The organism is Modestobacter sp. KNN46-3, assembly GCF_011039295.1.
On record NZ_JAAKGN010000004.1, the window covers coordinates 39,561 to 66,022 of the forward strand.

General features: G+C 72.7%; 33 protein-coding genes and 1 pseudogene. 5 read left to right on the plus strand and 29 right to left on the minus strand.

The features are described 5' to 3' along the window. Position 1: 1 nt before the first annotated feature. The 10 genes from G5C62_RS02495 to G5C62_RS02540 all read right to left on the minus strand — a co-directional run bounded on the left by G5C62_RS02495 (position 2) and on the right by G5C62_RS02540 (position 10,271). The gene (locus G5C62_RS02495; RefSeq protein ID WP_164699889.1) at positions 2-1,189 is read right to left on the minus strand and encodes an alpha/beta fold hydrolase; all 1,188 of its coding nucleotides are present in this window, start codon (positions 1,187-1,189) and stop codon (positions 2-4) included. Beyond that, the gene (gene alr, locus G5C62_RS02500) at positions 1,189-2,340 is read right to left on the minus strand and encodes an alanine racemase (protein WP_206330437.1); all 1,152 of its coding nucleotides are present in this window, start codon (positions 2,338-2,340) and stop codon (positions 1,189-1,191) included. The genes G5C62_RS02495 and alr overlap by 1 nt, the downstream gene beginning before the upstream one ends. A 27-nt stretch (positions 2,341-2,367) precedes the next feature. Further along, positions 2,368-3,804, minus strand: a complete 1,437-nt coding sequence (locus tag G5C62_RS02505) for an NAD(P)H-hydrate dehydratase (RefSeq protein ID WP_164699890.1) — start codon at positions 3,802-3,804, stop codon at positions 2,368-2,370. Further along, positions 3,801-4,178: a holo-ACP synthase gene (locus G5C62_RS02510; protein ID WP_164699891.1), complete on the minus strand. Its 378-nt coding sequence runs from the start codon at positions 4,176-4,178 to the stop codon at positions 3,801-3,803. The genes G5C62_RS02505 and G5C62_RS02510 overlap by 4 nt, the downstream gene beginning before the upstream one ends. A gap of 125 nt (positions 4,179-4,303) precedes the next feature. After that, entirely contained in the window at positions 4,304-6,166 is a 1,863-nt protein-coding gene (gene glmS / locus G5C62_RS02515; RefSeq protein ID WP_164699892.1) for a glutamine--fructose-6-phosphate transaminase (isomerizing), read from the minus strand. 154 nt (positions 6,167-6,320) lie between these two features. Continuing rightward, on the minus strand, positions 6,321-7,676 hold the full coding sequence (gene glmM, locus G5C62_RS02520; RefSeq protein WP_036334317.1) for a phosphoglucosamine mutase: 1,356 nt from the start codon (positions 7,674-7,676) through the stop codon (positions 6,321-6,323). A 10-nt stretch (positions 7,677-7,686) separates the two neighbouring features. Continuing rightward, on the minus strand, positions 7,687-8,106 hold the full coding sequence (gene rpsI, locus G5C62_RS02525) for a 30S ribosomal protein S9 (protein WP_164699893.1): 420 nt from the start codon (positions 8,104-8,106) through the stop codon (positions 7,687-7,689). Further along, positions 8,103-8,546 carry a 50S ribosomal protein L13 gene (gene rplM, locus G5C62_RS02530; RefSeq protein ID WP_036334364.1) on the minus strand — a complete coding sequence of 148 codons (444 nt, stop codon included), beginning with the start codon at positions 8,544-8,546 and terminating at the stop codon, positions 8,103-8,105. Before rplM ends, rpsI begins: the two co-directional genes overlap by 4 nt. A gap of 152 nt (positions 8,547-8,698) precedes the next feature. Beyond that, on the minus strand, positions 8,699-9,253 hold the full coding sequence (locus G5C62_RS02535; RefSeq protein WP_277424750.1) for a carbonic anhydrase: 555 nt from the start codon (positions 9,251-9,253) through the stop codon (positions 8,699-8,701). Between the two features lie 52 nt (positions 9,254-9,305). Next, positions 9,306-10,271 carry a PfkB family carbohydrate kinase gene (locus G5C62_RS02540; RefSeq protein WP_164699894.1) on the minus strand — a complete coding sequence of 322 codons (966 nt, stop codon included), beginning with the start codon at positions 10,269-10,271 and terminating at the stop codon, positions 9,306-9,308. Between the two features lie 184 nt (positions 10,272-10,455). Here G5C62_RS02540 and glp point away from each other — a divergent pair, with 184 nt between their 5' ends. The 3 genes from glp to G5C62_RS02555 are packed head-to-tail and all read left to right on the plus strand — an operon-like array spanning position 10,456 to position 12,688. Further along, a complete protein-coding gene (glp, locus tag G5C62_RS02545; RefSeq protein ID WP_164699895.1) occupies positions 10,456-11,661 on the plus strand; it encodes a gephyrin-like molybdotransferase Glp in 1,206 nt (401 codons plus the stop codon). After that, entirely contained in the window at positions 11,658-12,146 is a 489-nt protein-coding gene (moaC, locus tag G5C62_RS02550; RefSeq protein ID WP_036334311.1) for a cyclic pyranopterin monophosphate synthase MoaC, read from the plus strand. The genes glp and moaC overlap by 4 nt, the downstream gene beginning before the upstream one ends. Continuing rightward, a complete protein-coding gene (locus G5C62_RS02555) occupies positions 12,143-12,688 on the plus strand; it encodes a molybdenum cofactor biosynthesis protein B (protein ID WP_164699896.1) in 546 nt (181 codons plus the stop codon). The genes moaC and G5C62_RS02555 overlap by 4 nt, the downstream gene beginning before the upstream one ends. A 171-nt stretch (positions 12,689-12,859) precedes the next feature. On the opposite strand, the gene fdhD is transcribed toward G5C62_RS02555, so the two are convergent. Further along, positions 12,860-13,690, minus strand: a complete 831-nt coding sequence (gene fdhD, locus G5C62_RS02560) for a formate dehydrogenase accessory sulfurtransferase FdhD (RefSeq protein WP_164699897.1) — start codon at positions 13,688-13,690, stop codon at positions 12,860-12,862. A 42-nt stretch (positions 13,691-13,732) separates the two neighbouring features. Between fdhD and G5C62_RS02565 the strand changes: the two genes are divergently transcribed. Beyond that, a complete protein-coding gene (locus G5C62_RS02565; RefSeq protein WP_164699898.1) occupies positions 13,733-14,320 on the plus strand; it encodes a molybdenum cofactor guanylyltransferase in 588 nt (195 codons plus the stop codon). Between the two features lie 58 nt (positions 14,321-14,378). Next, positions 14,379-15,044 (plus strand): NAD(P)H-binding protein, encoded by a 666-nt coding sequence (locus tag G5C62_RS02570; RefSeq protein ID WP_164699899.1) that lies wholly within the window; start codon positions 14,379-14,381, stop codon positions 15,042-15,044. Between the two features lie 42 nt (positions 15,045-15,086). Here G5C62_RS02570 and truA read toward each other — a convergent pair whose 3' ends face one another. The 18 genes and pseudogenes from truA to G5C62_RS02660 all read right to left on the minus strand — a co-directional run bounded on the left by truA (position 15,087) and on the right by G5C62_RS02660 (position 26,450). Then, positions 15,087-15,923 carry a tRNA pseudouridine(38-40) synthase TruA gene (gene truA, locus G5C62_RS02575; protein ID WP_206330438.1) on the minus strand — a complete coding sequence of 279 codons (837 nt, stop codon included), beginning with the start codon at positions 15,921-15,923 and terminating at the stop codon, positions 15,087-15,089. 486 nt (positions 15,924-16,409) lie between these two features. Beyond that, a pseudogene (gene rplQ / locus G5C62_RS27760) lies at positions 16,410-16,757 on the minus strand (50S ribosomal protein L17); the annotation flags it as partial. Between the two features lie 169 nt (positions 16,758-16,926). Beyond that, positions 16,927-17,994, minus strand: a complete 1,068-nt coding sequence (locus tag G5C62_RS02585) for a DNA-directed RNA polymerase subunit alpha (protein ID WP_036334302.1) — start codon at positions 17,992-17,994, stop codon at positions 16,927-16,929. 127 nt (positions 17,995-18,121) lie between these two features. Further along, positions 18,122-18,748, minus strand: coding sequence for a 30S ribosomal protein S4 (rpsD, locus tag G5C62_RS02590; RefSeq protein WP_036334300.1), 627 nt, complete (start codon positions 18,746-18,748; stop codon positions 18,122-18,124). Positions 18,749-18,783: 35 nt separating this feature from the next. Further along, a complete protein-coding gene (gene rpsK / locus G5C62_RS02595; RefSeq protein WP_026844840.1) occupies positions 18,784-19,191 on the minus strand; it encodes a 30S ribosomal protein S11 in 408 nt (135 codons plus the stop codon). A gap of 128 nt (positions 19,192-19,319) precedes the next feature. After that, the gene (gene rpsM / locus G5C62_RS02600) at positions 19,320-19,694 is read right to left on the minus strand and encodes a 30S ribosomal protein S13 (protein ID WP_036334299.1); all 375 of its coding nucleotides are present in this window, start codon (positions 19,692-19,694) and stop codon (positions 19,320-19,322) included. 14 nt (positions 19,695-19,708) lie between these two features. Then, complete coding sequence (rpmJ, locus tag G5C62_RS02605; protein ID WP_014742835.1) at positions 19,709-19,822, minus strand: 50S ribosomal protein L36; 114 nt, start codon at positions 19,820-19,822, stop codon at positions 19,709-19,711. Between the two features lie 71 nt (positions 19,823-19,893). Then, positions 19,894-20,115 (minus strand): translation initiation factor IF-1, encoded by a 222-nt coding sequence (gene infA, locus G5C62_RS02610; protein WP_012950459.1) that lies wholly within the window; start codon positions 20,113-20,115, stop codon positions 19,894-19,896. A gap of 292 nt (positions 20,116-20,407) precedes the next feature. Further along, positions 20,408-21,211: a type I methionyl aminopeptidase gene (gene map, locus G5C62_RS02615; protein WP_036334360.1), complete on the minus strand. Its 804-nt coding sequence runs from the start codon at positions 21,209-21,211 to the stop codon at positions 20,408-20,410. Positions 21,212-21,292: 81 nt separating this feature from the next. Further along, positions 21,293-21,913, minus strand: coding sequence for an adenylate kinase (locus tag G5C62_RS02620; RefSeq protein WP_164699902.1), 621 nt, complete (start codon positions 21,911-21,913; stop codon positions 21,293-21,295). After that, complete coding sequence (gene secY, locus G5C62_RS02625; protein ID WP_164699903.1) at positions 21,913-23,223, minus strand: preprotein translocase subunit SecY; 1,311 nt, start codon at positions 23,221-23,223, stop codon at positions 21,913-21,915. Before secY ends, G5C62_RS02620 begins: the two co-directional genes overlap by 1 nt. A 194-nt stretch (positions 23,224-23,417) precedes the next feature. Continuing rightward, complete coding sequence (rplO, locus tag G5C62_RS02630; protein ID WP_036334296.1) at positions 23,418-23,861, minus strand: 50S ribosomal protein L15; 444 nt, start codon at positions 23,859-23,861, stop codon at positions 23,418-23,420. 25 nt (positions 23,862-23,886) lie between these two features. Beyond that, the gene (gene rpmD, locus G5C62_RS02635) at positions 23,887-24,069 is read right to left on the minus strand and encodes a 50S ribosomal protein L30 (RefSeq protein WP_164699904.1); all 183 of its coding nucleotides are present in this window, start codon (positions 24,067-24,069) and stop codon (positions 23,887-23,889) included. 1 nt (position 24,070) lies between these two features. After that, a complete protein-coding gene (gene rpsE, locus G5C62_RS02640) occupies positions 24,071-24,712 on the minus strand; it encodes a 30S ribosomal protein S5 (RefSeq protein ID WP_036334292.1) in 642 nt (213 codons plus the stop codon). A 37-nt stretch (positions 24,713-24,749) separates the two neighbouring features. Then, positions 24,750-25,166 carry a 50S ribosomal protein L18 gene (gene rplR, locus G5C62_RS02645; RefSeq protein ID WP_081975217.1) on the minus strand — a complete coding sequence of 139 codons (417 nt, stop codon included), beginning with the start codon at positions 25,164-25,166 and terminating at the stop codon, positions 24,750-24,752. Further along, positions 25,166-25,705, minus strand: coding sequence for a 50S ribosomal protein L6 (gene rplF, locus G5C62_RS02650; protein ID WP_036334290.1), 540 nt, complete (start codon positions 25,703-25,705; stop codon positions 25,166-25,168). Before rplF ends, rplR begins: the two co-directional genes overlap by 1 nt. Before the next feature lie 15 nt (positions 25,706-25,720). After that, complete coding sequence (gene rpsH, locus G5C62_RS02655; protein ID WP_036334288.1) at positions 25,721-26,131, minus strand: 30S ribosomal protein S8; 411 nt, start codon at positions 26,129-26,131, stop codon at positions 25,721-25,723. A 133-nt stretch (positions 26,132-26,264) separates the two neighbouring features. Then, positions 26,265-26,450, minus strand: coding sequence for a type Z 30S ribosomal protein S14 (locus G5C62_RS02660; protein WP_036334286.1), 186 nt, complete (start codon positions 26,448-26,450; stop codon positions 26,265-26,267). Positions 26,451-26,462: the final 12 nt, after the last annotated feature.

Sequence of the window (26,462 nt, forward strand, 5' to 3'; positions counted from 1 at the left end):
GTCAGCCGGCGGGGCGTTGCCCGGCGGCGACCCGGCGGATCAGGCTGGCCAGCACGTCGGTCACCTGTCCCGGGTGCTCCAGCGGCACCAGGTGCCCGGCGTCCGGGACGGCGACGTACTCGACGGCGCCCTCCCCCGACTCCTCGAGCCGCGTCCGGATCCGCTCGCTGTGCGCCTTGGGGATCAGCTTGTCCGCGTCGCCGGTGAGCACCACGGTCGGCACCCGGCACAACGGCTCGATCGCGCCGCTGACGTCCAGCCCGGCGATCGCCGGGTAGAACTCGGCGACCACGTCGACCGGGGTCCCGGCGATCATCGCGTCCACGTAACGCCCCAGTGCCGGGTCGACGCCGGTGGAGGAGAACGACATCGACCAGGTGACCGCCGACACGACGTTCTTGGCCAGTCGCCGGGTCACCTCGGCGAGCCCGGGTCTGCGGCGCATGGTCCAGACCGCGACCGGCAGCACCGTGGCGCGGACCCGGGTCAGCAGCGCGGGCAGCCCGAAGTCCAGGTCGCCGAGGTTGCCGCTGGAGGTGGACACCAGCGCCACCCCGGCGACCCGGGTCCCGAACAGCTCCGGCCGGCGCTGGGCCAGGGCGAGCACCGTCATCCCGCCCATCGAGTGGCCGACCAGCACCACCGGCCCGCGGGGCACCCGCGCGGTGAGCACCGACTCCAGGTCCGCGGCCAGCTGGTCGATGGTCGAACGCTCGGCGGCACCGCGGCCGGAGGCGCCGTGCCCCCGCTGGTCGTAGAAGACCAGGCGCGCGGTGGGCCGGTGGCCGTTGGCGGTGGCCAGCTGCTCGCCGAGGTCCCTGCGCTGGAACGTCCAGGAGGCCATGGACAGCGCGTAGCCGTGCACGAAGACGACGGTCAGCGGCGCATCGGTCGGGCCGACCTCTTCGACCGTGAGCGCCACCCCGTCGTCGGCCTGCACCACCACCGTGCGGTCGGCGGCACGGCGGCCGGAGCCCAGCGGGTCCTCCCGGCGCAGCTGGTTCACCGGCACGTCCTCGACGGGGCGGCCGTCCTCCCCGCGCTGACCGGCCAGCTGGCCGGCCCGCACCCGGGCCGTCGCCGTCCGGGTGACCGCGACCCCGACCGCCGTGCCGGCCGCGGCCAGGCCGACTGCGGCGCCGACCAGACCGGCCGTGCGGCCCAGGCGGAGGTGGCCGTGCTGCGCCATCAGGCGATTCCCGCGGTGCCGACGTAGCGGCGGGAGAAGCGGCCGCCCACCCGGGTGACGAGCTCGTAGTGGATGGTGTCGACCGCGTCGGCCCACTGCTGGGCGGTCGGCTCGCCGTCCGCCCCCGAGCCCCACAGCACCACCGCGTCACCGGGCGCGATCAGGTCGTCGCCCACGTCGAGGACGAACTGGTCCATGCAGACCCGGCCCGCGATGGTCCGCTGCGCCCCCGCGGCGAGCACCGGTGCCCGGTTGCCGGCGGCGCGGGGCACCCCGTCGGCGTAGCCGACCGGCACCAGGGCCAGCGTCGTCTCGCCCGCCGGGGAGTAGGTGTGGCCGTAGGACACCCCGGTCCCGGCCGGCACCCGCTTGGTCAGCGCCACCTGGGCCTGGACCGTCATCGCCGGGCGGAGCCCGTACTGCCCCGGGTCGCCGCCCAGCGGGTCCAGGCCGTACAGCGCGACCCCGGGCCGGACCATGTCGTACCAGGTCTCGGGCAGGGCGATGGTGGCCGCCGAGTTGGCCAGGTGCCGGCGGGCGTCGGTCAGCCCGGCCCGCCGGGCCAGCGCCACCGCCTCCTCGAAGACCTGCACCTGCCGGGCGATGGTCGGGTGGGTGGGGGCGTCGGCGTAGGCGAGGTGGCTCCACAACCCGGTGACGACGACGTCGCCGTCGGCCTGGGCACGCGCCGCCGCGGCCACCAGCCCTGGCCAGGCCTCGGGTGTGGCGCCCTCCCGGGACAGGCCGGTGTCGGCGAACAGTTGCACCCGGGCAGAGCGGCCGGTGGCCCGGGCGGCGTCGACCACCTCGGCCAGCGCCCACTCCGCGTTGACCGACAGCTCGACGTCGGCGGCCAGCCCCGCGGCGTAGTCCTCCCCCGGCGCGTGCTGCCAGGACAGCAGGGGTGCGGTGACCCCGGCGGCGCGCAGTGCAAGCGCCTCCTCCAGCACCGTCACCCCGAGGGCATCGGCCCCGCCGGCGAGCGCCGCCCGGGCAGCGGGCACCAGCCCGTGCCCGTAGCCGTCGGCCTTGACCACCGCCATCAGCGGCCGGCCGGCCCGCGCGCGCAGCGCGGCGGTGTTCGCCGCGATCGCGTCGAGGTCGACGACCACCTCGGCCCGGCTGCCCAGCACCTGCTGCACCTGCGTCACGCTGCCCACTGTCCCAGGCCGCCGCGGTCAGCCCGCACCGGCGCGCAGCCGGGCCAGCGTCTCGGGCAGCCGGCGGACCAGGTCACCGGCGATCAGCGGGCCCTCCTCGGCGGCCAGCTGACCGGCCCGGCCGTGCACGTGGGCCGCGACGGCCGCGGCCTCCGCGGCCGGCAGCCCGGTCGCCAGCACCGCCCCCAGGATGCCGGCGAGCACGTCCCCGGTGCCGGCGGTCGCCAGCCACGGGGTGCCGGTGCCGTTGACGAAGGTCGTGCCGGCGGCGTCGGCGACGACGGTCGCGTCGCCCTTGAGCAGCACCGTGCAGCCCAGCTCCGCCGCCCCCCGGCGCGCAGCGGTCAGCCGGTCGGTGCCGACCTCACCGAAGAGGCGGGCGAACTCGCGGTCGTGCGGCGTCAGCACGGTGGGTGCCGTGCGGTCCGCCACCAGCTCCGGTCGCTGGGAGACCAGTGTCAGCCCGTCGGCGTCGACCACCACCGGCAGGTCGGTGGCCAGCACCTCGGCGAGCACGCTGGCGGCGTCGTCGTCGGTGCCCATCCCCGGGCCGACCACCCAGGCCTGCACCCGTCCGGCGTCCCCCGGGCGGCCGGCGGTGACGATGACCTCCGGCCAGGCGGCACGGACGCCCTCCGCGGCCGTGCCGGCGTACCGGACCAGGCCCGGCCGGGTCCGCACCGCCGCACCGGTGCACAGCACCCCGGCGCCGGGGTAGGTCGCCGAACCGGCCAGGACGCCGACCACGCCGCGGGAGTACTTGTCGTCGTCGGGGGCGGGGGCGTCCAGGTGCGGGACGACGTCGGCGTCGGTCAGCTGCTGGGCCGCCGGTTCGGCGAGGGCGGGGCCGAGCCCGATGTCGACCAGGTGCACCGTGCCGGCCTGCCGGCGACCGGCGCCCACCACCAGCCCCGGCTTGACGGCACCGAAGGTGACCGTGTGCTGAGCGGGGAAGGCCGCCCCGGGGACCTCGCCGGTGTCGGCGACGACGCCGCTGGGCAGGTCGACCGCGACCAGCAGCCCCGGCCCGGCGGTCGCCTCCCGGACCAGCGCGGCGGCCGGTTCTCGCAGTCCGCCGGTGCTGCCGAGGCCGACGATCCCGTCGAGGACCAGGTCGGCCCGGTGCAGTCCCGCATCGGCCGCCTCGGCCACCCGGCCACCGGCGCGACGGAACGCGGCCAGTCCTCCGGCGTGCGCCCGGTCCGGGGTGAGCAGGACGGCAGTGACCCTCGCGCCACGCTGCGCCAGCAGGGCACCGGCGAACAGCGCGTCGCCGCCGTTGTCACCGGAGCCGACCAGCAGCACCACCCGGACGCCGTGCGCCCGGCCCACCAACCCCAGGCAGACGGTCGCCAACCCGGTCGCGGCCCGTTGCATGAGCGCCCCCGCCGGGAGCCCCGCCAGGACGGACTGCTCCGCAGCCCGGACCTGCGCAGCGGTGTGCAGCCCGATCACGTGGCAGTCCCCTCGGCGATCACCATGGCGGAGGCGATGCCCCCGTCGTGGCTCAGCGACACGTGCCAGGAGGTGACGCCCAGCTCCGCGGCGCGCCGGGCCACCGTGCCGCGGACCTCCAGGTGCGGACGCCCCCGCTCCCCGACGACCACCTCGGCGTCGTGCCAGCGCAGGTCCCCCGGGGCGCCCAGCGCCTTGGCCAGCGCCTCCTTGGCGGCGAAGCGGGCCGCCAAGGACTCGCTGCCGCGCTCACCGCCCGCCGGGGTGCGCTGCTCGGCCGGCGTGAACAGCCGGTCACGCAGCCCAGGGGTGCGGGCCAGCGAGGCGGCGAACCGCTCGACCGGGCAGACGTCGACACCGATCCCGATGATCACCCGGACAGTGTGCCCGCGCCGCCGTCCACCCCCACCGACGACTGTCCCCCCGCACCGACGCTGGTGCGGGGGGACAGCCGGTGATCAGGTCACCTGATCGGCGCTGGGCGCCGGATCGGGTGCTGCTACTCGACGGTGACGCTCTTGGCGAGGTTGCGCGGCTGGTCCACGTCCAGGCCGCGGGTGGCGGCGATCTCGCAGGACAGCACCTGCAGCGGCACGGTCGTCACCACCGGCGCGAGCAGGGTCGGGGTACGCGGCACCCGGATGAGGTGGTCGGCGTAGGGCAGCACGTCGTCGTCGCCCTCCTCGGCGATCACGATGGTGCGGGCGCCCCGGGCGCGGACCTCCTGGATGTTGCTCACCACCTTGCCGTGCACCGACCCCCGGCTCAGCGGCGACGGGACGACGATCACGACCGGGGTGCCCTGGTCGATCAGCGCGATCGACCCGTGCTTCAGCTCGCCGGCGGCGAAGCCCTCGGCGTGGATGTAGGCGAGCTCCTTGAGCTTGAGCGCCCCCTCGAGGGCCACCGGGTAGCCGACGTGACGACCGAGGAACAGGATCGTGTTCGCGGTGGCCAGGTCACGCGCGAGCTCCCGGACCGGCTCCATCGAGGCCAGCACCTCGGTCACCTGCGCCGGCAGCGCCCGCAGGTCCTCGACGATGGCGGAGACCTCGTCGGCGTACTTGACCCCGCGCACCTGGGCCAGGAAGAGCCCCACCAGGTAGCAGGCCACGACCTGCGTCAGGAAGCCCTTGGTCGAGGCGACGGCGACCTCCGGCCCGGCGTGGGTGTACAGGACGGCGTCGGACTCCCGCGGGATGGTCGCCCCGTTGGCGTTGCAGATCGCCAGGACCTTGGCCTTCTGCTGCCGGGCGTGCCGCAGCGCCATGAGGGTGTCCATCGTCTCGCCGGACTGGCTGATGACCACGACCAGCGTGCTCCGGTCCAGCACCGGGTCGCGGTAGCGGAACTCGCTGGCCAGCTCGACCTCGACCGGGACGCGGGTCCAGTGCTCGATCGCGTACTTGGCGATCAGCCCGGCGTGGTACGCCGTCCCGCAGGCGACGACGAAGACCTTGTCGACGTCGCGCAGTTCCTGGTCGGAGAGCCGGACCTCGTCGAGCACCAGCTCACCGGTCTCGCCGAGCCGGCCCAGCAGGGTGTTGGCCACTGCCTCGGGCTGCTCGGCGATCTCCTTGAGCATGAACCAGTCGTAGCCGCCCTTCTCCGCGGCCGCGGCGTCCCAGTCGACGGTGCGGGTCGCCGGCTCGACCACGGTGCCGGCGAAGTCGGTCACCGTGACCCCGTGCTCGCGGTCCAGGAGCACGACCTGGTCCTCCTCCACGTCCAGCGCCACACGGGTGTGCCCGATGAACGCCGCGACGTCGGAGCCGAAGAAGTACTCCCCGTCGCCCACACCGACCACCAGCGGGCTGTTGCGTCGCGAGGCGACCAGCCGGTCGGGCTCCGCGACGTGGGTGGCGACCAGGGTGAACGCACCCTCCAGGCGCCGGCTCACCTGGCGCATGGCCTCGGCGAACCGGTCAGGGCCCTCCGGCGTCTCCCGGTAGACGGCAGCGAGGAGGTGGGCGACGACCTCGGTGTCGGTCTCGGACGAGAACTCGATCCCGGTGGCCTCGCACTCGGCGCGCAGCGGCGCGAAGTTCTCGATGATGCCGTTGTGGATCACCGCGACGGTGCCGTCGGCGGAGACGTGCGGGTGCGCGTTGCGGTCGGTGGGGCCGCCGTGCGTGGCCCAGCGCGTGTGGCCGATGCCGATGGTCGAGGCGGGCAGCGCCTCCTCGGCCAGCTCCTTCTCCAGGTTGGCGACCTTGCCCGCCTTCTTGGCAGTGGTCAGCCGGCCATCGGCCAGCACCGCCACCCCGGCAGAGTCATAGCCTCGGTACTCGAGTCGGCGCAGGCCCTCCAGGACGATCTCCAGGGAGTCCTGCGGGCCGACGTACCCCACGATGCCGCACATTTGACCGAGCGTACCGGCTCGCTCCCACTTCGCTGCCGCGCCGCGGAAGCCGAGCCCCAGCCGTCCCACCGGACACTCGTCCAGCCCGATCGGACACCGCGGGCCCCGGTCCCACCTGCGGGGGACACCCGCTCCCCCGGCCGCCGACGACGGGTCAGCGTGTGGCGGCCACGACCTCCGCGAGCCGCGCAGCGACGGTGTCGGCCTGTTCCTGGGTCGGCGCCTCCACCATCACGCGCACCAACTGCTCGGTGCCCGAGGGCCGCAGCAGCACCCGCCCGGAACTGCCGAGCTCGGCCTCGACGGCATTGACCGCCCGTGCGACCTCGTCGCTCTCCGCCACCGCGAGCCGGTCGGTCACGGGGACGTTGACCAGAGTCTGCGGCAACCGCTGCACCACCGAGGCCAGCTCGGCCAGGGAGGCACCGGTGGCGCTCATCCGGGACATCAGGGCCAGCCCGGTGAGCAGCCCGTCGCCGGTGGTCGCCCAGTCCAGGAAGACCAGGTGGCCGCTCTGCTCGCCGCCGAGGGAGAGCCCCCGCGAGCGCAGCGCCTCCAGGACGTAGCGGTCACCCACGGCCGTCGTCTGCACGGAGATGCCGGCCGCACGCATGGTGTGGTGGAAGCCGAGGTTGCTCATCACCGTGGCGACGACCGTCTGGTCGGTCAGGTTGCCGCTCTCGTGCAGCGCCAGCGCGCAGATGGCCAGGATCGCGTCGCCGTCGACGACGTCGCCCTGCGCGGTCACCGCCAGACAGCGGTCGGCGTCACCGTCGTGGGCGATGCCGATGTCGGCACCGTGCTTCGCGACGGCGTCGATCAGTGGCCCCAGGTGGGTGGAGCCGATGCCGTCGTTGATGTTCCAGCCGTCGGGCTCGCCGCCGATGACGTGCACCTGCGCACCGGCCCGGCGGTAGATCTCCGGCGCACAGCGGTAGGCGGCCCCGTGGGCGCAGTCGACGACGACGCGCAGGTCACGCAGGGGCTCGCGCAACGCGGAGAGCACGTGGGTGGTGTAGTCCTCCGCGGCGCCGGCCAGGTCGCGGACGCGGCCGATGCCCCCACCGGTCGGGCGGTGGTCGCCGCGGGGGTCGCCGTCGTCGGTGCCCATGACCCGCCGCTCGATGGCGGCCTCGACGGCGTCGGGCAGCTTGTGGCCACCGCGACTGAACAGCTTGATGCCGTTGTCGGGCATCGGGTTGTGGCTGGCTGAGAGCATCACGCCCAGGTCGGCGTCGGTGCGGCCGGTCAGGTGCGCGATCGCCGGGGTCGGCAGGACGCCCACGCGCAGCACCTCGGCACCGGCGCTCGCCAGGCCGGCGACGACCGCGGCCTCGAGCATCTCCCCGCTGGCGCGGGGGTCACGGCCGACGACCGCGACGGGACGCGAGGTCCCGTCGCGGTCGGCGAGCACGCTGGCCGCGGCACGGGCCACCGAGAGCGCCAGTTCCGGCGTCAGCTCGGCGTTGGCCCGGCCGCGGACACCGTCGGTCCCGAAGAGCCGACCCACGGACGTACCGTCAGCGCTTCGAGTACTGAGGCGCCTTGCGGGCCTTCTTCAGGCCGTACTTCTTGCGCTCGGTGACCCGCGGGTCACGGGTGAGGAAGCCGGCCTTCTTGAGGGCCGGACGGTCCTCGGGCTCGATCTCGATGAGCGCGCGGGCGATCGCCAGGCGCAGCGCACCGGCCTGGCCGCTGACGCCGCCGCCGTGCAGGATGCCGACGACGTCGTACTGCTCGTTCTTCTCCAGGATCACGAACGGCTCACGGATGAGCTGCTGGTGCACCTTGTTGGGGAAGTACTGCTCGATGGTGCGGCCGTTGAGCTTGAACTCACCGGTGCCGGGGAGCAGACGCACCCGGACGATGGCCTCCTTGCGGCGGCCGACGGTCTGGATGGGACGCCCGTCGGCGTCGGTCACGGTCAGTGCGCTGGTCACTGGGCCACCTGCTTGATCTCGTAGGTCTGGGGCTGCTGGGCGGCGTGCGGGTGCTCGGGCCCGGCGTAGACCTTGAGCTTGGAGAGCATCTGCCGGCCCAGCGTGTTGTGCGGCAGCATCCCCTTGACGGCGCGCTCGATGACGCGGTCGGGACGGGTCTTCAGCTCGTCGCCGACGTTGATCGTCCGCAGTCCACCCGGGTAGCCGGAGTGGCGGTAGGCGACCTTGGTGTCGCGCTTGGAGCCGGTCAGGGCCACCTTGCCCGCGTTGACGATGACGACGAAGTCGCCGGCGTCGACGTGCGGCGCGAACTGGGGCTTGTGCTTGCCGCGGAGGAGGATCGCGGTCTGGCTGGCGAGTCGACCGAGCACCACGTCGGTGGCGTCGATGACGTGCCAGGCCCGGGTGATGTCACCGGGCTTGGGGCTGTACGTGCGCACGAGGCTCACTCGTCCTGTCGTCGTCGGGCGGGTGGCTGGTGGGATCGCCTCACCGAGGACGGGAGACTTGGGCGGACCCGATGACATCGGCGCCCCGGACACGTGTGCACCAACCGGCATCACGCACCAACGGAGGACGATACCAGCGCCAGTTACGAACCCTGCTCCTGGCCCTGCTGCAGGGACCCGCCGCGAGCCTCCGAGAGGTGGGGAGCAGCAGGGTCTTCCACCTCGCGGAGCCGGCCGCTCGCGACGTCGTAGACCGTGCCCCGCACCTCGGTGCTGAGCAGGTAGGGCGTCTCCCGGATGAGCCGGATCGACTCCCGGACGTCGGCGTCCACGTCGGTGAAGGTGCGCGCCACCCAGGGCGGCCGGTGGCCGGTGGTCCGCTCCACCAGGTCGGCGACCTCCTGGTCGGTGGCCTTGTTGAGCCCGCAGTCGGTGTGGTGCACGAGCACGACCGCACGGGTGCCGAGCACGTGCTGGGAGATGGCCAGCGACCGGAGGGTGTCCTCGGTGACCACGCCACCGGCGTTGCGGATGACGTGCGCGTCACCGACGTCGAGGCCCAGCATGCCGAACAGCGGCATGCGGGAGTCCATGCAGGCGACGACGGCGACCTCGCGGGCCGGCGCGACCGGGAGATCGCCGGGGAACTCATCCAGCCAGGCCTCGTTCGCCGCCAGCATCCGGTCGATCTCGGTCACCCTGCGCCACCTCTCGTCCGCCTCCACGTCCCGGCAACGCTAGCGCGGCGCGTCAGCGGCCCGCACCGCCGCGCTCCCGGGACTCCACGGCGAGGCGCGTCACCTCCTCGGGGTCCAGCGCGGGTCGGCCGCCGAGCCTGCCCACGGTCAGGGCCGCCGCGGCTCCCGCCTGCCAGGCGGCTGCCCCCGGGTCGGCGCCACGCAACAGCGCGACGGCGAACGCCGCCACCACGCTGTCACCGGCGCCCGTCGGGTCGACCGGGTCCTGGCCGAGCAGCGGCACCAGCTCCTCGCGCACCCGGCCGCCGGGCTCCCGCCACACCGTGAGGTCGCCGTCCTCCCCGGCCGACAGGCAGACCACCCTGGGGCCTGCTGCGCACAGCTGGCGGGCTGCGGCGCGCACGTCACCCAGCCCGTCCAGCTCGCCGTCCACCCACAGCCCGGCCTCGACCAGGTCGGCCCGCAGGACCCGCACCCGGCCCAGCAGCGCCTCCCGGGTCTCCGGGTCCGGCGGGGCGCCGTCGGCGACCGTCAACGCGCCCCGCGGGGCCCGCGCCAGGGCGGCGCGGACGGCGGCCCCCGGCTGCTGCAGCTGGAGCACGACGGCGGACGCCCGCGCGAACGACCGGGCAGCCGCATCGACGTCGGCCGCGGTCAGCAGCGTCGGCTCCGGGACGTCCTCCAGCAGCCGCCGCGTGCCACCGGCCTCCACCAGGTCGACCAGCAGAGCGGTCTCGGCGCCCCGGCGGCGGACCACCCCGGAGACCGACAGACCGTCGCTGACCGCCTGGGCCAGGACCAGGTCGCCGGGCGGGTCGTCGCCGAGCACCCCGACCAGGGCGACCGGCCAGCCCAGCTGCGCCATCGCGACGGCCTGGTTCGCTCCCTTCCCACCCAGCAGCTCCCGGCGGCGGCGGACGTCGGCGCTCCGTCCACCGCGCGGCAACCGGTCCACCTCCAGGACGAGGTCGCGACCCACCTGGCCGACGACGACCGCGGGACCCTCCGGAACTGGCACGCTTCCTCCTCGTCGTGCACGTGGTGCCGCGCCGGCCCCGGCCTGCCTGCCGGGCGGCGTCGGTGACCGTCCCAGCCTGCCTGCCCACCCTGCGTCGTGCGATCACCGGCTGTGCACGACCGGTCCCGGCACGGTCCCGGCCCGCGCCGCCACCCGCTGGAGCGGCATCGGTGAGGATGGGGCCGTGCGCACGGTCGAGGAACACCAGGCAGCGGTCGCCGGGCTGCTCGCCCCGCTGCCGGTCGAGGACGTCCCGCTCGCCGCGGCCGCCGGACGGGTGCTCGCCCGCGACCTGACCGCGCGGGTGGCCCTGCCGGGCTTCGACAACTCCGCCATGGACGGCTACGCCGCACGGCACGCCGAGGTAGGGGCGGCCACCGCGGAGGCCCCCGTCCGGCTGCCCGTCGCCGCCGACCTGCCGGCCGGGCGCACCGACGTGCCACCGCTGCTGCCAGGCACGGTGCACCGCATCATGACCGGCGCCCCGGTGCCCGACGGTGCGAACGTGATCGTCCCGGTCGAGCGCACCGACGCCGGCACCGACGTCGTCACCATCACCTCCGCCCCCTCGGCCGGCACCCATCTGCGGCACGCCGGTGAGGACATCCGGGCCGGCGAGCTGGCCATGCCCGCCGGCACCGCGCTCGGCGCGGCGCAGCTGGGGCTCGCGGCCGCGGTCGGGTACGACACCGTGCCGGTGCGGCGCCGTCCCCGGGTGCTGGTGCTCTCCACCGGCAGCGAGCTGGTCGAACCCGGCCGCCCGCTGCGACCGGGCCAGATCTACGAGTCCAACTCGGTGCTGCTGGCCGCCGCCGTCACCGAGGCCGGTGGCGAGGCGCGCACGCTGCACTTCGTGCCCGACGACGTCGAGCAGTTCCTCGCCACCGTCCGCGCCGAGCTGCCGGACGCCGACCTGCTGGTCACCAGCGGCGGGGTCAGCGCCGGTGCGTACGAGGTCGTCAAGGACGCCTTCGCCGGGCTGGGGACGGTCGAGTTCGGCAAGGTCGCCATGCAGCCGGGAGGTCCGCAGGGTGCCGGCACCGTCGACGGCGTCCCGGTCATCACGCTGCCCGGCAACCCGGTGAGCTCCTTCGTCTCCTTCGAGGTGTTCGTCCGCCCCGCCCTGCGCCGGGCGCTCGGCCACGCCTCCCCCGACCGGCTGCGCACCACCGCCCGGCTCACCGCCCCGCTGCGCTCCCCCGCCGGCCGCCGGCAGTTCCTGCGCGGGCGGTTCGACGGGGAGGTCGTCGACCAGGTCGGCGGGCCCGGCTCGCACCTGGTCGCCCACCTCGCCCGCGCCAACTGCCTCGTCGTCGTCCCCGAGGACGTCACCGACCTGCCCGCGGGCGCCCAGGTCACCGTCGTCCTGATCGAAGGAGCACTCCAGTGACCACCTCACCCGAGGGCCCGGCACGACTCACCCACGTCGACGAGTCCGGCGCGGCACGGATGGTCGACGTGACCGCCAAGCCGGTCACCGCACGGGTCGCCACCGCCGCCGGCCGGGTGCTGGTCAGCCCCGAGGTGGTCGCGCTGCTGCGCGGCACGGGCGTGCCCAAGGGCGACGCCATCGCGGTGGCCCGGATCGCCGGGATCGCCGGGGCCAAGCGCACCCCCGACCTGATCCCGCTGTGCCACCCCATCGCACTGCACGGCGTGACGGTCGACCTCGACGTCACCGACGACGCCGTGGAGATCACCGCCACCGCCCGCACCGCCGACCGCACCGGCGTGGAGATGGAGGCGCTCACCTCCGTCGCCGTCGCCGGGCTCACCGTCATCGACATGGTGAAGGCCGTCGACCCGCGCGCCTGCATCACCGACGTCCGACTGCTCGCCAAGTCCGGTGGCAAGAAGGGCGACTGGACCCGATGAGCGCCGACCTGCCGGCCGACGCCCGGGCCGTCGTGCTCACCGCCTCCAACCGCGCCTCGGCCGGGGTCTACGAGGACCGCTCCGGCCAGACGCTCGCCAAGGGGCTGCGGGGGCTCGGCTTCACCGTCGAGGGTCCGCACGTGCGCCCGGACGACGTCGCGGCGCTGACCGAGGTGCTGCGGGAGGCCGTGGCGGGCGGGGCCGACGTCGTCCTGACCACCGGCGGCACCGGGCTCTCACCGACCGACGTCACGCCGGAGGCCACCCGCGCGGTGCTCGAGCGGGAGGCCCCCGGCATCGCCGAGGCGGTGCGCCGGTACGGGGAGGGCAAGGTGCCCACCTCGGTGCTGTCCCGCGGCGTCGCCGGCACCGCCGGACGCACCCTGATCGTCAACCTGCCCGGCTCGACCGGTGGCGTCCGGGACGGTCTCGCCGTGCTGGGCCCGCTGCTGCCGCACGTGGTCAGCCAGCTCCGCGGTGGCGACCATGCTCCTGGCGACGCTGCCGCGCCGCAGCGCGGCCAGCAGCCGTCCCCCAGCTGAACTGAGCCGCTTCCCGCGATCGCAGCGGGAGCCTCCGGCCCCGCGCTGCGCTCACGGACCGTCCTCCGGACGGGGGTCCGTACTCGTGCCCGGCTCTGTTCGTGCCCGGCTGGTCGGTGCTCATGCCCGGCCCAGTCCGTCCCTACTGCGTCCGTGCCCGGCTCTGTGTGCCTAGTCGGGCAGGACGAGGCGTTCGGGGTGGGTGTAGACGTTGCAGCCGTCACCGCGGAGGAAGCCGATCAGGGTGATGCCCACCTCCTGGGCCAGCTCCACCGCCAGCGAGCTGGGCGCCGACACCGCGGCCAGCACCGGCACGGCAGCCATCGCCGCCTTCTGGGTCAGCTCGAAGGACGACCGGCCGCTGACCATCAGCACGTGCCCGGCCAGCGGCACCCGGCCCTCCCGCACCGCGTCGCCGACCACCTTGTCCACGGCGTTGTGCCGGCCGACGTCCTCCCGCAGCGCCACCAGCTCACCGCCGGCGGAGAACAACCCGGCCGCGTGCAGCCCGCCGGTCTTGTCGAACACCTGCTGGGCGGCGCGCAGCCGGTCCGGCAGCGCCAGCAGGGTCGCCAGGGTGAGGCGGGTGTCGTCGGCGGCCACGTCGTAGGCGGTCTTCGTGCGGATGGCGTCGATGCTGGCCTTGCCGCAGACACCGCAGGAACTGGTCGTATAGAAGTTCCGGTCCAGCGCGGTGTCCGGGGCCTGCACGCCGGGCGCCAGGTCGACGTCCACGACGTTGTAGGTGTTGCGGCCCTCGTCGTCCACGGAGTTGCAGTACCGCAGCCCGGCGATGTCGGCCGCCGAGGCGATCACGCCCTCGGTGGTCAGGAAGCCGTGCACCAGGTCGAAGTCGTCGCCCGGGGTCCGCATCGTCACCGCCAGCGGCGTGCCGCCGAGCCGGATCTCCAGGGGCTCCTCGGAGGCGACCGTGTCGGGCCGTCGGGTGTGCACGGCGCCGCGGATGCGCAGCACCGGAGTGCGGCTGGTGACTCGTCCCACGCGGCTGACGGTACTCACCGGTCGCGCCCTACCGTTCCGGGCATGACCCCGCTCCCGCGCTTCGCGGCCGTCGTGCTGGCCGGCGGCCGGGCAGCCCGGCTCGGCGGGCAGCCCAAGCCGCAGCTCGACGTCGGCGGGCGCACGATGCTCGCCACCGTCGTGGACGCCGCCCGGGACGCCGATCCGATCGTCGTCGTCGGGCCCCCGCAGCCCGTCCCCGAGGGCGTCGTGCTCGTCCGGGAGGTGCCTCCGGGCGGGGGGCCGGTCCCGGCGCTCGCCGCCGGGCTCGCCGCGGTCGGCGACGCCGAGGTGGTCGCCGTCCTCGCCGCCGACCTGCCCTTCCTCACCCGGGACCTGGTGACCGCACTACGCCGGCGACTCGTCGACGACGGCGTGCTGGTCGTCGACGACACCGGCCGCGACCAGCTCCTCCTGGGCGTCTGGCGGACCGCGGCACTCCGCGCCGCCGTCCGTGACCCCCGCCCGCACACGCCACTGGGCACCGTGCTCTCCGGACTGTCCGTCAGCCGCCATCGGCCGGCCGCGCTGCCCGGCCGGCCGGCGCCGTGGACCGACTGCGACACCCCCGCCGACCTCGCCCGCGCCCGGGCCGCGCCCGGCCGGGAGTGAGCCGTTCCCCACGCGGCCGACCTGCGTGGGGACCACACACGGCGGGTAGGGCCGCACCATGCGCGTCGTCACAGCAGGAGCCCACGGGAAGATCGCCCGCCGCCTCGGCCGGTTGCTGAGCCAGCGGGGGGACACCGCCGTCGGCATCGTCCGCAACCCCGACCACCAGGCCGACCTGGAGTCCGACGGGGTCCAGCCGGTGGTGCTGGACCTGGAGCAGGCCTCGGTGGAGGAGCTCGCCGCCGTCGTCTCCGGCGCCGATGCCGTGGTCTTCGCCGCCGGCGGTGGCCCGGACAGCGGCATCGAGCGCAAGGACTCCGTCGACCGCGGCGCCGCCGTGCTGCTGGCCGAGGCAGCCGTCGCGGCCGGCGTCCGCCCCTACCTGCTGGTCTCGTCGATCGGCGTCGAGATGGTGGCCGGGGACGGCGCCCCCGAGGACATGGACGAGGTGTTCGTCGCCTACCTGCGGGCCAAGCTGGCAGCCGAGGAGCACGTGCTGTCCCGCGAGGGCCTGTCCCCCATGGTCATCCGCCCGGGGAGCCTCACCGACGACCCCGGCACCGGACGCGTCCGGCTCGAGCACACTACGGACCGCGGCGAGGTCCCCCGTGACGACGTCGCCGCCGTGCTGCTGGCCCTGCTCGACGACCCGAAGGACGGCGCCGTGGTCGAGCTGCTCTCCGGCGACACCCCGGTCACCGAGGCCGTCGCCGCCCTCCCCTGACGTCCTGACGACGGACGGCCTCGCGGGCGCGACAGGCGCCGGTCAGCTGCGCTTCGCCCTGGTGACCACTGCCCGAGCCGCGAGGCCGGCGTCGTTCGGGTAGTCGATCCGCAGCAACGTCAGGCCACCGGCCGGCGCGACCGGCACGTCGTTGGCCCGTTCACTGCGGGAGAGCAGGGACGACGGCCACTCCGCCGGTCGGCGCCCCTCGCCCACGGCGCCCAGCGCACCGACCAGGCTGCGGACCATCGAGTGGCAGAAGGCGTCGGCGGACGCGCGGATCTCCACCAGGTCGCCGTCGCGCTGGACGTCCAGCGCGAGCAGGGTCCGGATCGTGGTCGCCCCCTCGCGTCGCCGGCAGAAGGCGGCGAAGTCCTGCTGTCCGAGGAGGAGGCGCGCCGCCGCCTGCATCGCACCGACGTCCAACCGGCGCGGCCAGCCGACCGTGTCGGCCCGGCGCAGCGGCGGGGGGCCGGCGTCGGCGTCAGTGAGGCGGTACACGTAGTGCCGGGCCAGCGCGGAGAACCGGGCGTCGAAGTCGGCTGTGACCGCCTCCGCCGAGGTGACGGCGATGTCCGGGGACAAGACGCCTCGCAGGCGGCGCAACAGCCGGTCCCGGTGGGCGGTGAAGAGGTCCCCGGGCAGGTCGGCGTGCGCGACCTGCCCGGTGGCGTGCACGCCGGCGTCCGTGCGGCCCGCGACCGTCAGGTCCACGTCCACCCGCAGCACCGTGGTCAGTGCCAGTTCCAGCTCGCCCTGGACGGTGCGCAGACCGGGCTGGCGGGCCCAACCGTGCAGCGCCGTCCCGTCGTAGGAGATCCCCAACCGGACGCGGACGAGCCCGCCACCGGCATCGGTGGCGGGCTCGTCAGCGCGCATGTCCTGCATGGAGCAGACCGCCGGAACGGTCTCAGCTCACTTGGGGTCGGTGGCCGGCTCGCCACCGGGGGCGTGGGTGCCCGCGGTCGCCGCGTCACTGATCTCGGCGGCCTCGACCTCGGCCGCCGCAGCAGCGGCCACGTCGGGGCTGAGCGTCGGGTCGTCGACGACGGCCAGGTTCTCGGACGTCGGCTGCGGGGTGACGTTGCCGTCGTCCTGGCGGTCGCCGTCCGGGTTGAAGACGTCGGCGACGACCTCCTGGCCGGCAGCCACGGCCTCGTCCGGCTCGCCACCGGTCACCGCAGGGCTGGTGTCCCCGCCGGGGCCGGTGGTGACGCCATCGTCGGTCAGGTCGCCGTCCGACACCTCGCGGGCGTCAGCGGTCACCTCACCGGCGGCAGCGGATGCACCGGCGCCGGCAGCGAACCGGGTGCCGCGGGCGCGCTCGGCCTCGCCGACGGCCTGCTGCGCCACCGTCTGGCCCTCGACCAGCTCGATGATCGCCATCGGCGCGTTGTCGCCCTTGCGGGGACCGACCTTGACGATGCGCGTGTAGCCACCGGGACGGTCGGCGAAGCGCGGGCCGATCTCGGCGAACAGGTGGTGCACGACGTCCTTGTCCCGGATCGTCGTCAGCACCTGCCGACGGGCGTGCAGGTCACCGCGCTTGGCGAAGGTGACCAGCTTCTCGGCCAGCGGCCGCAGCCGCTTGGCCTTGGCCTCGGTGGTGGTGATCCGCCCGTGCTCGAACAGCGAGGTGGCCATGTTGGCCAGCATCAGCCGCTCGTGCGCGGGGGAGCCGCCGAGACGGGGGCCCTTGGTGGGGGTGGGCATGTCGGTCCTTCCTCAGGCGGCCGGGCGGGGCGTGTGCCGGCTGCGTCGTCCACATCGCAGTGCTGCGTGCTGCTGGGCCACCGTGGGGATGGCCGTGCTCAGTGCTCGGTGCGGGGCTCGGCCGGCAGGGTCTCCCCCACCGGCCGCGCCCCGGATCACGAACAGCCTGTCAGAGCTGCTCGGTCTCCTGGTAGGTGCCCTCGTCGAAGGTGGCGGGGTCACCGAAGGCTGCGTCGCCCTGGTAGGCGTCGGTCTCGTAGCCCTCGTCGTAGCTCTCCACCGAGGTGGGGACGAACCCGGGGGGGCTGTCCTTGAGCGCCAGGCCCATCGCGGCCAGCTTGAGCTTGACCTCGTCGATCGACTTCGCGCCGAAGTTGCGGATGTCGAGCAGGTCGGCCTCGGAGCGGGTGACGAGCTCACCGACGGTGTGCACGCCCTCGCGCTTGAGGCAGTTGTAGGACCGCACCGTGAGGTCCATGTCCTCGATGGGCATCGAGAAGTTGGCGATGTCGGCGGCCTCGGCCGGGCTGGGCCCGACCTCGATGCCCTCCGCGTCGACGTTCAGCTCGCGGAGCAGGCCGAACAGCTCGACCAGGGTCGAACCGGCGCTGGCGATCGCGTCGCGGGGCTCCATCGACGGCTTGGTCTCGACGTCGACCACGAGCCGGTCGAAGTCGGTGCGCTGCTCGACACGGGTCGCCTCGACCGCGTAGGTCACCTTCAGCACCGGCGAGTAGATGGAGTCGACGGGGATGCGGCCGATCTCCTGGCCGGGCTGCTTGTTCTGCGTGGCCGGCACGTAGCCGCGACCGCGCTCGACGACCAGCTCGATCTCCAGCCGGCCCTTCGCGTTCAGCGTGGCGATGTGCAGGTCGGGGTTGTGCACCTCGACGCCGGCCGGCGGGGCGATGTCCGCCGCCGTGACCTCACCAGGACCCTGCTTGCGCAGGTACATGGTCACCGGCTCGTCGGAGTCGGAGCTGACCACGAGGCCCTTGAGGTTCAGGATGATCTCGGTGACGTCCTCCTTGACCCCCGGCACGGTGGTGAACTCGTGCAGAGTGCCCTCGATCCGGATGCTGGTGACAGCGGCGCCGGGGATCGAGGACAGCAGGGTGCGACGCAGCGAGTTGCCGAGGGTGTAACCGAAACCCGGCTCGAGCGGCTCGATGACGAACCGTGAGCGCTGGGCGTCGATGGTCTCCTCGGCGAGGGTCGGACGCTGTGCGATGAGCATGGTTCTCCTTCAGGTCCTCCGGCACCCGCCATATGACGCCGTGAGGGGGTGGTGCCGGCGGGACGGACATCGGTCCGCCCGTCCCGCCGTCGTGCTGGTCCTGCAGTCTTGCTGTCCTACCGGCCGATCACTTCGAGTAGAGCTCGACGATCAACTGCTCCTGGACGGGGGTGTCGATCACCTGGCGCGCCGGGATGTTGTGGACCAACACCTTCAGCTGCGAGGAGATGACCTCCAGCCACGGCGGCACGGGACGAGAGCCGGCCTTGGCCTGGGCGAGCTGGAACGGCACCATCTCGGCGGACTTCGCAGCCACCTCGAGGATGTCGTTGGCGCTCACCCGGTAGGACGGGATGTCGACCTTGCGACCGTTGACCTTGATGTGACCGTGGCGCACCAGCTGGCGGGCCATGTCACGGGACTCGGCGAAGCCGGCCCGGTAGACCACGTTGTCGAGGCGGGACTCGAGGATCTGCAGCAGGACCTCACCGGTCTTGCCCGACTTCTTGTTCGCCTCTTCGTAGTAACCGCGGAACTGCTTCTCCAGCACGCCGTAGATGCGGCGGGCCTTCTGCTTCTCGCGCAGCTGGAGCAGGTACTCGCTGTCCTTGCTGCGACCGCGGCCGTGCTCGCCCGGCGGGTAGGGCCGGATCTCGATCGGGCACTTCGCGGACTCGCACTTGCTGCCCTTGAGGAACAGCTTCATCTTCTCGCGCCTGCACAGACGGCAGTCGGCTCCGGTGTAACGGGCCACGTCAGGTACTCCTAGTTCGTCTCGTCAGTGACCGGTCAGACCCGGCGGCGCTTCTTGGGGCGGCAGCCGTTGTGCGGCTGAGGCGTCACGTCCTGGATCTGACCCACTTCGAGGCCGGTGGCCTGCAGCGAGCGGATCGCGGTCTCCCGACCGGAGCCCGGGCCCTTCACGAAGACGTCGACCTTGCGCATGCCGTGCTCCTGCGCCTTGCGTGCGGCGTTCTCCGCAGCCATCTGCGCCGCGAACGGCGTGGACTTGCGGGAGCCCTTGAACCCGACGTGCCCGGCCGAGGCCCAGCTGATCACGTTGCCCGTGGGGTCGGTGATCGACACGATCGTGTTGTTGAAGGTGCTCTTGATGTGCGCCGCACCATGGGCGACGTTCTTCTTCTCCTTGCGGCGCACCTTCTTGGTGCCAGCTGCCGCGCGAGCCCTGGGAGGCATCTCTCTCCGGTCTGAGTCTGTGTTCGTGGCCTGGTCGCCCACCCGGTCCTAGCCGAGGGGGCGGTCGTGCTCAGGCGCACCGCCGGTCCGGCCCTACGGACCCGCGACGGTGCGCCGACGTGCTGAGATCAGCGGGCCTTCTTCTTGCCCGCGATGGTCTTGCGCGGGCCCTTGCTCGAGCGCGCGTTCGTCTTGGTGCGCTGACCGTGCACCGGCAGGCCGCGGCGGTGCCGCAGACCCTGGTAGCAACCGATCTCCACCTTGCGGCGGATGTCGGCGGCCACCTCACGGCGCAGGTCACCCTCGACGCGGAAGTGCTCGTCGATGTAGTCGCGCAGCTTGAGCAGGTCCTCGTCGGTCAGGTCCTTGGCGCGCAGGTCCGGGCTGACGCCCGTTGCGGCCAGGGTCGCCTTGGCCGAGGTCGGCCCGATCCCGTAGATGTAGGTGAGCGCGATCTCCATCCGCTTCTCGCGGGGAAGGTCGACGCCAGCAAGTCGTGCCATTGTCTGGTACTCCCTCAGCCCTGGCGCTGCTTGTGCCGGGCGTTCTCGCAGATGACCATGACCCGGCCGTGCCGGCGGATCACCTTGCACTTGTCACAGATCTTCTTCACCGACGGCTGGACCTTCACCGGTGCCGCCCTCATTCCTGTAGATCGTGCGCCGACCCCCGGACCCCGTGGGGACCCGGACCGGCAGCGGGTTACTTGTAGCGGTAGACGATGCGGCCGCGCGTCAGGTCGTAGGGCGAGAGCTCCACGACGACGCGGTCCTCGGGCAGGATCCGGATGTAGTGCTGCCGCATCTTGCCGCTGATGTGGGCGAGCACCCGGTGCCCGTTCTGCAGTTCGACCCGGAACATCGCGTTGGGCAGCGGCTCGACGACACGACCCTCGACCTCGATGGCCCCGTCCTTCTTAGCCACGCCTACACGGCCTCCTCGTTCGATCGGATCTGCATGCGCCCATGCCGGAGCGACAGGGCGGTGGTGCGGGATTCCTTGCTGGCTGCACTCGACGTGTCGGGCACAGTGGAACGGGCGATCTCGCTGAGGGCGTCCCTCGGCGTACGGCCACAGCACGACGACGGACGGCGCGAACGCCATCGGCCACTGTACTCCCCACAGCACCAGGGCTCCAACCCGGGCCAGGGTGACGGACCCCTCTCGCCCCCCAGCACCCTCTGCTCGCGCGCAGAGAGCGTCCGGAGGGAGCCGGTCAGGAGCGGGGCGTGACCCCGAACGGCGCGAGGCCGGCAACGCCGCCGTCCTCGGCCGTGAGGACCCACGGGCCCTCTGGCGTGATGGCGACGCTGTGCTCGAAGTGCGCGGCCCGTGAGCCGTCCTTGGTGACCACGGTCCAGCCGTCGTCCAGCTCCACGGTGGCCGGGTCACCGATGGTGACCATCGGCTCGATGGCCAGTGCCAGGCCGGGGACGAGCTTGGGCCCACGCCCCGCACGCCCGTAGTTCAGCACGTGCGGGTCCTGGTGCATCTCCGTGCCGATGCCGTGACCGCCGTAGTGGTCGACGATCCCGTAGGGGTGCTCGTGCGCGGTGATCGACTCCTCCACCGCGTGGCTGATGTCGGTCAGCCGGCCGCCGGCGACAGCCTTCGCCAGCCCTGCCCACATCGACCGCTCGGTGACCTCCAGCAGAGCCGCGTCCTCGGCGGACGGTGTCCCCACCGGGACCGTGATCGCGGAGTCGCTGTGCCAGCCCTGCAGGATGGCGCCACAGTCGATGGAGATGTTGTCGCCCTCGGCGAGCGTCCGGTCGGGGTTCGGGATGCCGTGCACCACCTCGTCGTTGATCGACGCACAGATGGTGCCGGTGAAGCCGTGGTACCCGAGGAAGTTGGGCACGGCCCCGCACGACCGGATGTGGTCCTCGGCGATCGCGTCGAGCTCGCCGGTGGTCACCCCGGGACGCACGGCCGCGCGGACGGCCTTGAGGGCCCCCGCGGTGACCAGTCCGGAGGCTCGCATGAGCTCGATCTCGTGTGCTGTCTTGATCTGGATCATGCGTCCACTCCACTCCGCCAGCAACGGCAGCCGGGCCGCCCACGCCGCACTGCGGTCACCGTTCACCGGGACCCCGGGGACTCAGCGACCGGACTCGTCGTCGGGCTCGTCGGCCAGCGCTTCCTCGGCACCGAGGACCTCCAGGGCGCGCCGGGTGACCTCGTCGACCTCCCCGATGGCGTTGATCTGGCTGAGCAGCCCGACCTCTTCGTAGAACCCGGCCAGCGGCGCCGTCTGTTCCCGGTAGACCTCGAGACGGTGCCGCACGGTCTCCGGCTTGTCGTCGTCCCGCTGGACCCACTCACCGTCCACCAGCATCCGGCGCCCGGAGAGCCGGCGCACGAGCTCGTCCTCGTCGACGACGAGCTCCAGGCACCTGTCCAGCGCGTGGCCCATCTCCGCGAGGGAGTCACGCAGCTGCTCGGCCTGGGCGATGGTGCGCGGGAAGCCGTCGAGCAGGAAGCCGGCCTTCGCATCGGACTCGGCCAGGCGGTCGGAGACCATCGCGACGGTGATCTCGTCGGGCACCAGGTCACCGGAGTCCATGTAGGCCTTGGCCTGTCGGCCCAGTTCGGTCTGACCACTGACGTTGGCCCGGAAGATGTCGCCCGTCGAGATCGCGGGCACACCGAGCCGCTCGGCGATGATCTGGGCCTGGGTCCCCTTGCCAGCTCCGGGAGGGCCCAGCAGCACGACGCGCACTAGCGGAGGAACCCTTCGTAGCTGCGCTGGTTCAACTGCGTCTCGATCTGCTTCACCGTCTCCAAGCCCACTCCCACCATGATCAGCACCGCGGTCCCGCCGAACGGGAAGTTCTGGTTCTGTCCCTCTTGGGTGATCGAGAGGAACAGGTTGGGCAACACTGCCACCAACCCGAGGTAGATGGACCCCGGCAGGGTGATCCGGGACAGCACGTACTGCAGGTACTCCGCAGTGGGCCGACCGGGGCGGATGCCCGGGATGAAGCCGCCGTAGCGCTTCATGTCGTCGGCGCGCTCTTCGGGGTTGAACGTGATCGACACGTAGAAGTACGTGAAGAAGATGATCAGCCCGAAGTAGATGGCGATGTGCACCGGGCTGCTCTGGTTGATCACGTAGTTCTCGAAGAACCGGCGGACCGGGCCGCTCGAGTCGCTCTGCAGCTGGCTGAGCAACTGCGGCAGGTACAGCAACGAGGAGGCGAAGATGACCGGGATGACGCCGGCCTGGTTCACCTTCAGCGGCAGGTAGGTCGACGTGCCGCCGTACATCCGGCGTCCGACCATCCGCTTGGCGTACTGCACCGGGATGCGGCGCTGCGCCTGCTCGACGTAGACCACCGAGGCGATGACGACCAGGGCGAAGATGCACACGACGGTGAAGATGAAGGCACCGCGGGTCTGCAGGATCGCGCCGCCCTCGGCGGGGATCCGGGCGGCGATCGAGGTGAAGATCAGCACGGACATGCCGTTGCCGATCCCCTTCTCGGTGAGGAGCTCGCCCAGCCACATGATCACGGCCGTGCCGGCGGTCAGCGTGATGACGAGGATGACCGTCGTCCAGACGGAGTCCGACGGGATGATGTCCTGCGGGCAGTTGGGGAACAGCTGGCCGCTACGGGCCAGGGCGATGATCCCGGTGCTCTGCAGGACGGCGAGGGCGATCGTCAGGTAGCGGGTGTACTGGGTCAGTTTCGCCTGACCCGACTGCCCTTCCTTCTTCAACTGCTCGAACCGCGGGATGACCACGACCAGCAGCTGGACGATGATGCTCGCCGTGATGTACGGCATGATGCCCAGCGCGAAGACCGACAGCCGGAGCAGCGCTCCGCCGGAGAACAGGTTGACCAGCGAGTAGACGTCCCGCTGGTCGGAGGCCGCAGCCAGGTCCAGACAGCTGTTGATCGCCTCGGTCGAGACCCCTGGGCCGGGGATGCTGGCACCCAGCCGGTAGACGGCGATCAGCGCCAGGGAGAACAGCAGCTTGCGCCGGAGATCTGGCGTCCGGAACGCCGCGGCGAACGCCTGCAGCACGTGCCCTCCCCGAGTAGGTCCTATGAGGCTATCAACGTCAGGCCGTGGCTCCGGCGACCCGCCCACCCGGAGGGGTGGGCCCAGTCGCGCGGACGACGGTCAGGTGGCGCTCCGGCCGGCGGCCGGACAGACAAAAGCCCCCCTGCGTCCCCCGCCGCGAGCGCGCTCACGGCGGGGGGCAGAGGGGTCCTTCGTCAGATCTGGGTGGTGCTGCCCCCGGCAGCGCCGATCTTCTCCTCGGCGGACTTGGAGAAGGCGTGCGCCTGCACGTCGACCTTCACCCCGCCGAGCTCGCCCGTGCCGAGGACCTTGACCGGCTGACCGCGACGGATGGCGCCGGCGTCGGCCAGCGTCTCCGGGTCGATCGTGCCGCCCTGCGGGAACAGGGAGGCGATCCGGTCCAGGTTCACGACCTGGAAGACGACCTTGTTGTTGTTCTTGAAGCCCGAGAGCTTCGGCAGCCGCATGAAGAGGGGGGTCTGACCACCCTCGAAGCGGGCAGAGACCTGCACGCGAGCGCCGGAGCCCTTGGTGCCGCGACCGGCCGTCTTGCCCTTGGAGCCCTCACCACGACCCACGCGGGTCTTCTTGGTGTGAGCGCCGGGGGCCGGACGCAGGTGGTGGACCTTGAGAGTCATGTCTGTATTCCTTCTCGCCCGAAGCTCAGACGATCTCTTCGACGGCGACCAGGTGCGGCACCGTCGCGACCATCCCGCGGATCTCGGGACGGTCCTCCTGGACGACCGAGTCGTTGATCCGCTTCAGCCCGAGCGAACGCAACGTCTGGCGCTGGTTCGGCTTGGTGCCGATGGCCGACTTGACCTGGGTGACCTTCAGCTGAGCCATCTCAGACCCCCTGACCGGCCCGCGCACGCAGCATGGCGGCCGGGGCGACGTCCTCCAGGGGCAGACCGCGGCGAGCCGCGATCTCCTCGGGACGGACGAGGTCCTTCAGCGCCTGCATGGTCGCGTGGACGATGTTGATCGGGTTCGAGGACCCGAGGCTCTTGGACAGGATGTCGTGGATGCCGGCGCACTCGAGCACGGCGCGCACCGGACCACCGGCGATGACACCGGTACCGGGGCTGGCCGGCTTCAGCAGCACGACACCAGCAGCCGCCTCACCCTGCACCGGGTGCGGGATGGTGCTGGCGATGCGGGGCACCTTGTAGAAGTGCTTCTTGGCCTCCTCGACGCCCTTGGCGATCGCCGCGGGCACCTCCTTGGCCTTGCCGTAGCCGACACCCACGGTGCCGTTGCCGTCGCCCACGATGACCAGCGCGGTGAAGCTGAAGCGCCGACCGCCCTTGACGACCTTCGACACGCGGTTGATGGCCACCACGCGCTCGATGAACTGGCTCTTCTCGGCGGTACCGCCACCGGGGCCGCGGCCGCCGTCACGGCGGTCACGACGGTCGTTGCCGCCGCCGGCACCGCCGGGGCCACCCGTCCCGCCGGCGCCACCGCCGCGTCGCTGTGGTCCTGGCATCAGACGTCCCTCTCGATCTGCTCAGTGATGGTGCTCATCAGAAGTCCAGCCCGCCTTCGCGGGCGCCGTCCGCCAGGGCGGCGATGCGCCCGGCGTACCGGTTGCCGCCACGGTCGAAGACGACGGCGGCGATGCCGGCGGCCTTGGCGCGCTCGGCGACCAGGGCACCGACCTGCCGGGCGAGGGCGGACTTGTCGCCCTCCGCGCCCTTCAGGCTGGCGTCCATGGTCGACGCACTGGCCAGGGTACGGCCCACGGTGTCGTCGACGACCTGGACGTGGATGTGCCGGGAGCTGCGCTTGACGACCAGACGCGGGCGCTCCGGCGTGCCACCCACCCGCTTGCGCAGGCGGTTGTGCCGGCGCAGCCGCGAGACGCGGCGCGCGGTGCTGACATCGGTGCCGACGGGCTTGTGCACCCGGACACCCTTCTCGGTCTTGGCTGCCTGTGCCATCACTTGCCCGTCTTCCCGACCTTGCGCTTGACGACCTCGCCCTGGTACCGCACGCCCTTGCCCTTGTACGGGTCGGGCTTGCGGATCTTGCGGATCTTGGCGGAGACCTCGCCGACCTGCTGCTTGTCGATGCCGCTCACCCGCAGGCGGGTGGGGGCCTCGACGGTGAAGGAGATCCCCTCGGGGGCCTTCACCAGCACCGGGTGGCTGAAGCCGAGGGCGAACTCGAGGTCCGACCCACGGGCCTGCACGCGGTAGCCGACGCCGACGATCTCCAGGGTCTTCTCGTACCCCTGGGTGACGCCGGTGATCATGTTGGCGATGAGCGAGCGGGACAGGCCGTGCAGGGCCCGGCTCTCGCGCTCGTCGTTGGGACGCTGCACCAGCAGCGCGCCGTTCTCACCGTGCTCGACGGTGATGGGAGCTGCCAGCGTGTGGCTGAGCTTCCCCTTCGGGCCTGAGACGTTGACCGTTCGCCCGTCGATGGCGACGTCAACCCCGCTCGGCACCGGAATCGGGAGTCGTCCGATCCGTGACATGTCTGCTCGCTCCTCTTACCAGACGTAGGCGAGGACTTCCCCACCCACGCCCTTCTTGTTCGCCTGCTTGTCGGTCAGCAGCCCGGTGGAGGTGGAGATGATCGCCACCCCGAGGCCGCCCAGGACCTTGGGCAGGGCAGTCGACTTCGCGTAGACACGCAGGCCGGGCTTGGACACCCGACGGACACCGGCGATGCTGCGCTCGCGGTTCGGGCCGTACTTGAGGGAGACCACGAGCTCCTTGCGGACGTGGCCCTCGACCTCGACGTCGTTGACGGTCCAGCCGCCGATGTAGCCCTCCTGCTGGAGGATCGCGGCGACCTTCGTCTTGAGCTTCGACGACGGCATGGCCGCGGCGTCGTGGTACGCCTGGTTGGCGTTGCGGATCCGCGTGAGCATGTCCGCGATCGGGTCGGTCATCGTCATGGGTGCGTCGTGCCTCTCTCACCGCGGTTCCGCACGCTGTCGTGCGCGGGCCTCTCGGCGACGTGGGTGGTGCTCCGGGGCGTACCCGGGAGCGAGTGGCCCGCCCCGTGCGGGGCGGGCCGTACTGCGTCTGTTACCAGCTCGACTTGGTCACGCCGGGCAGCTCGCCCGCGTGCGCCATCTCCCGCAGGCAGATCCGGCACAGGCCGAACTTGCGGAAGACCGCGTGCGGCCGGCCGCACCGCTGGCAACGGGTGTAGCCGCGGACGGCGAACTTCGGCGTGCGAGCCGCCTTGTTGACAAGGGCCTTCTTGGCCATCTCTTGGTCTCC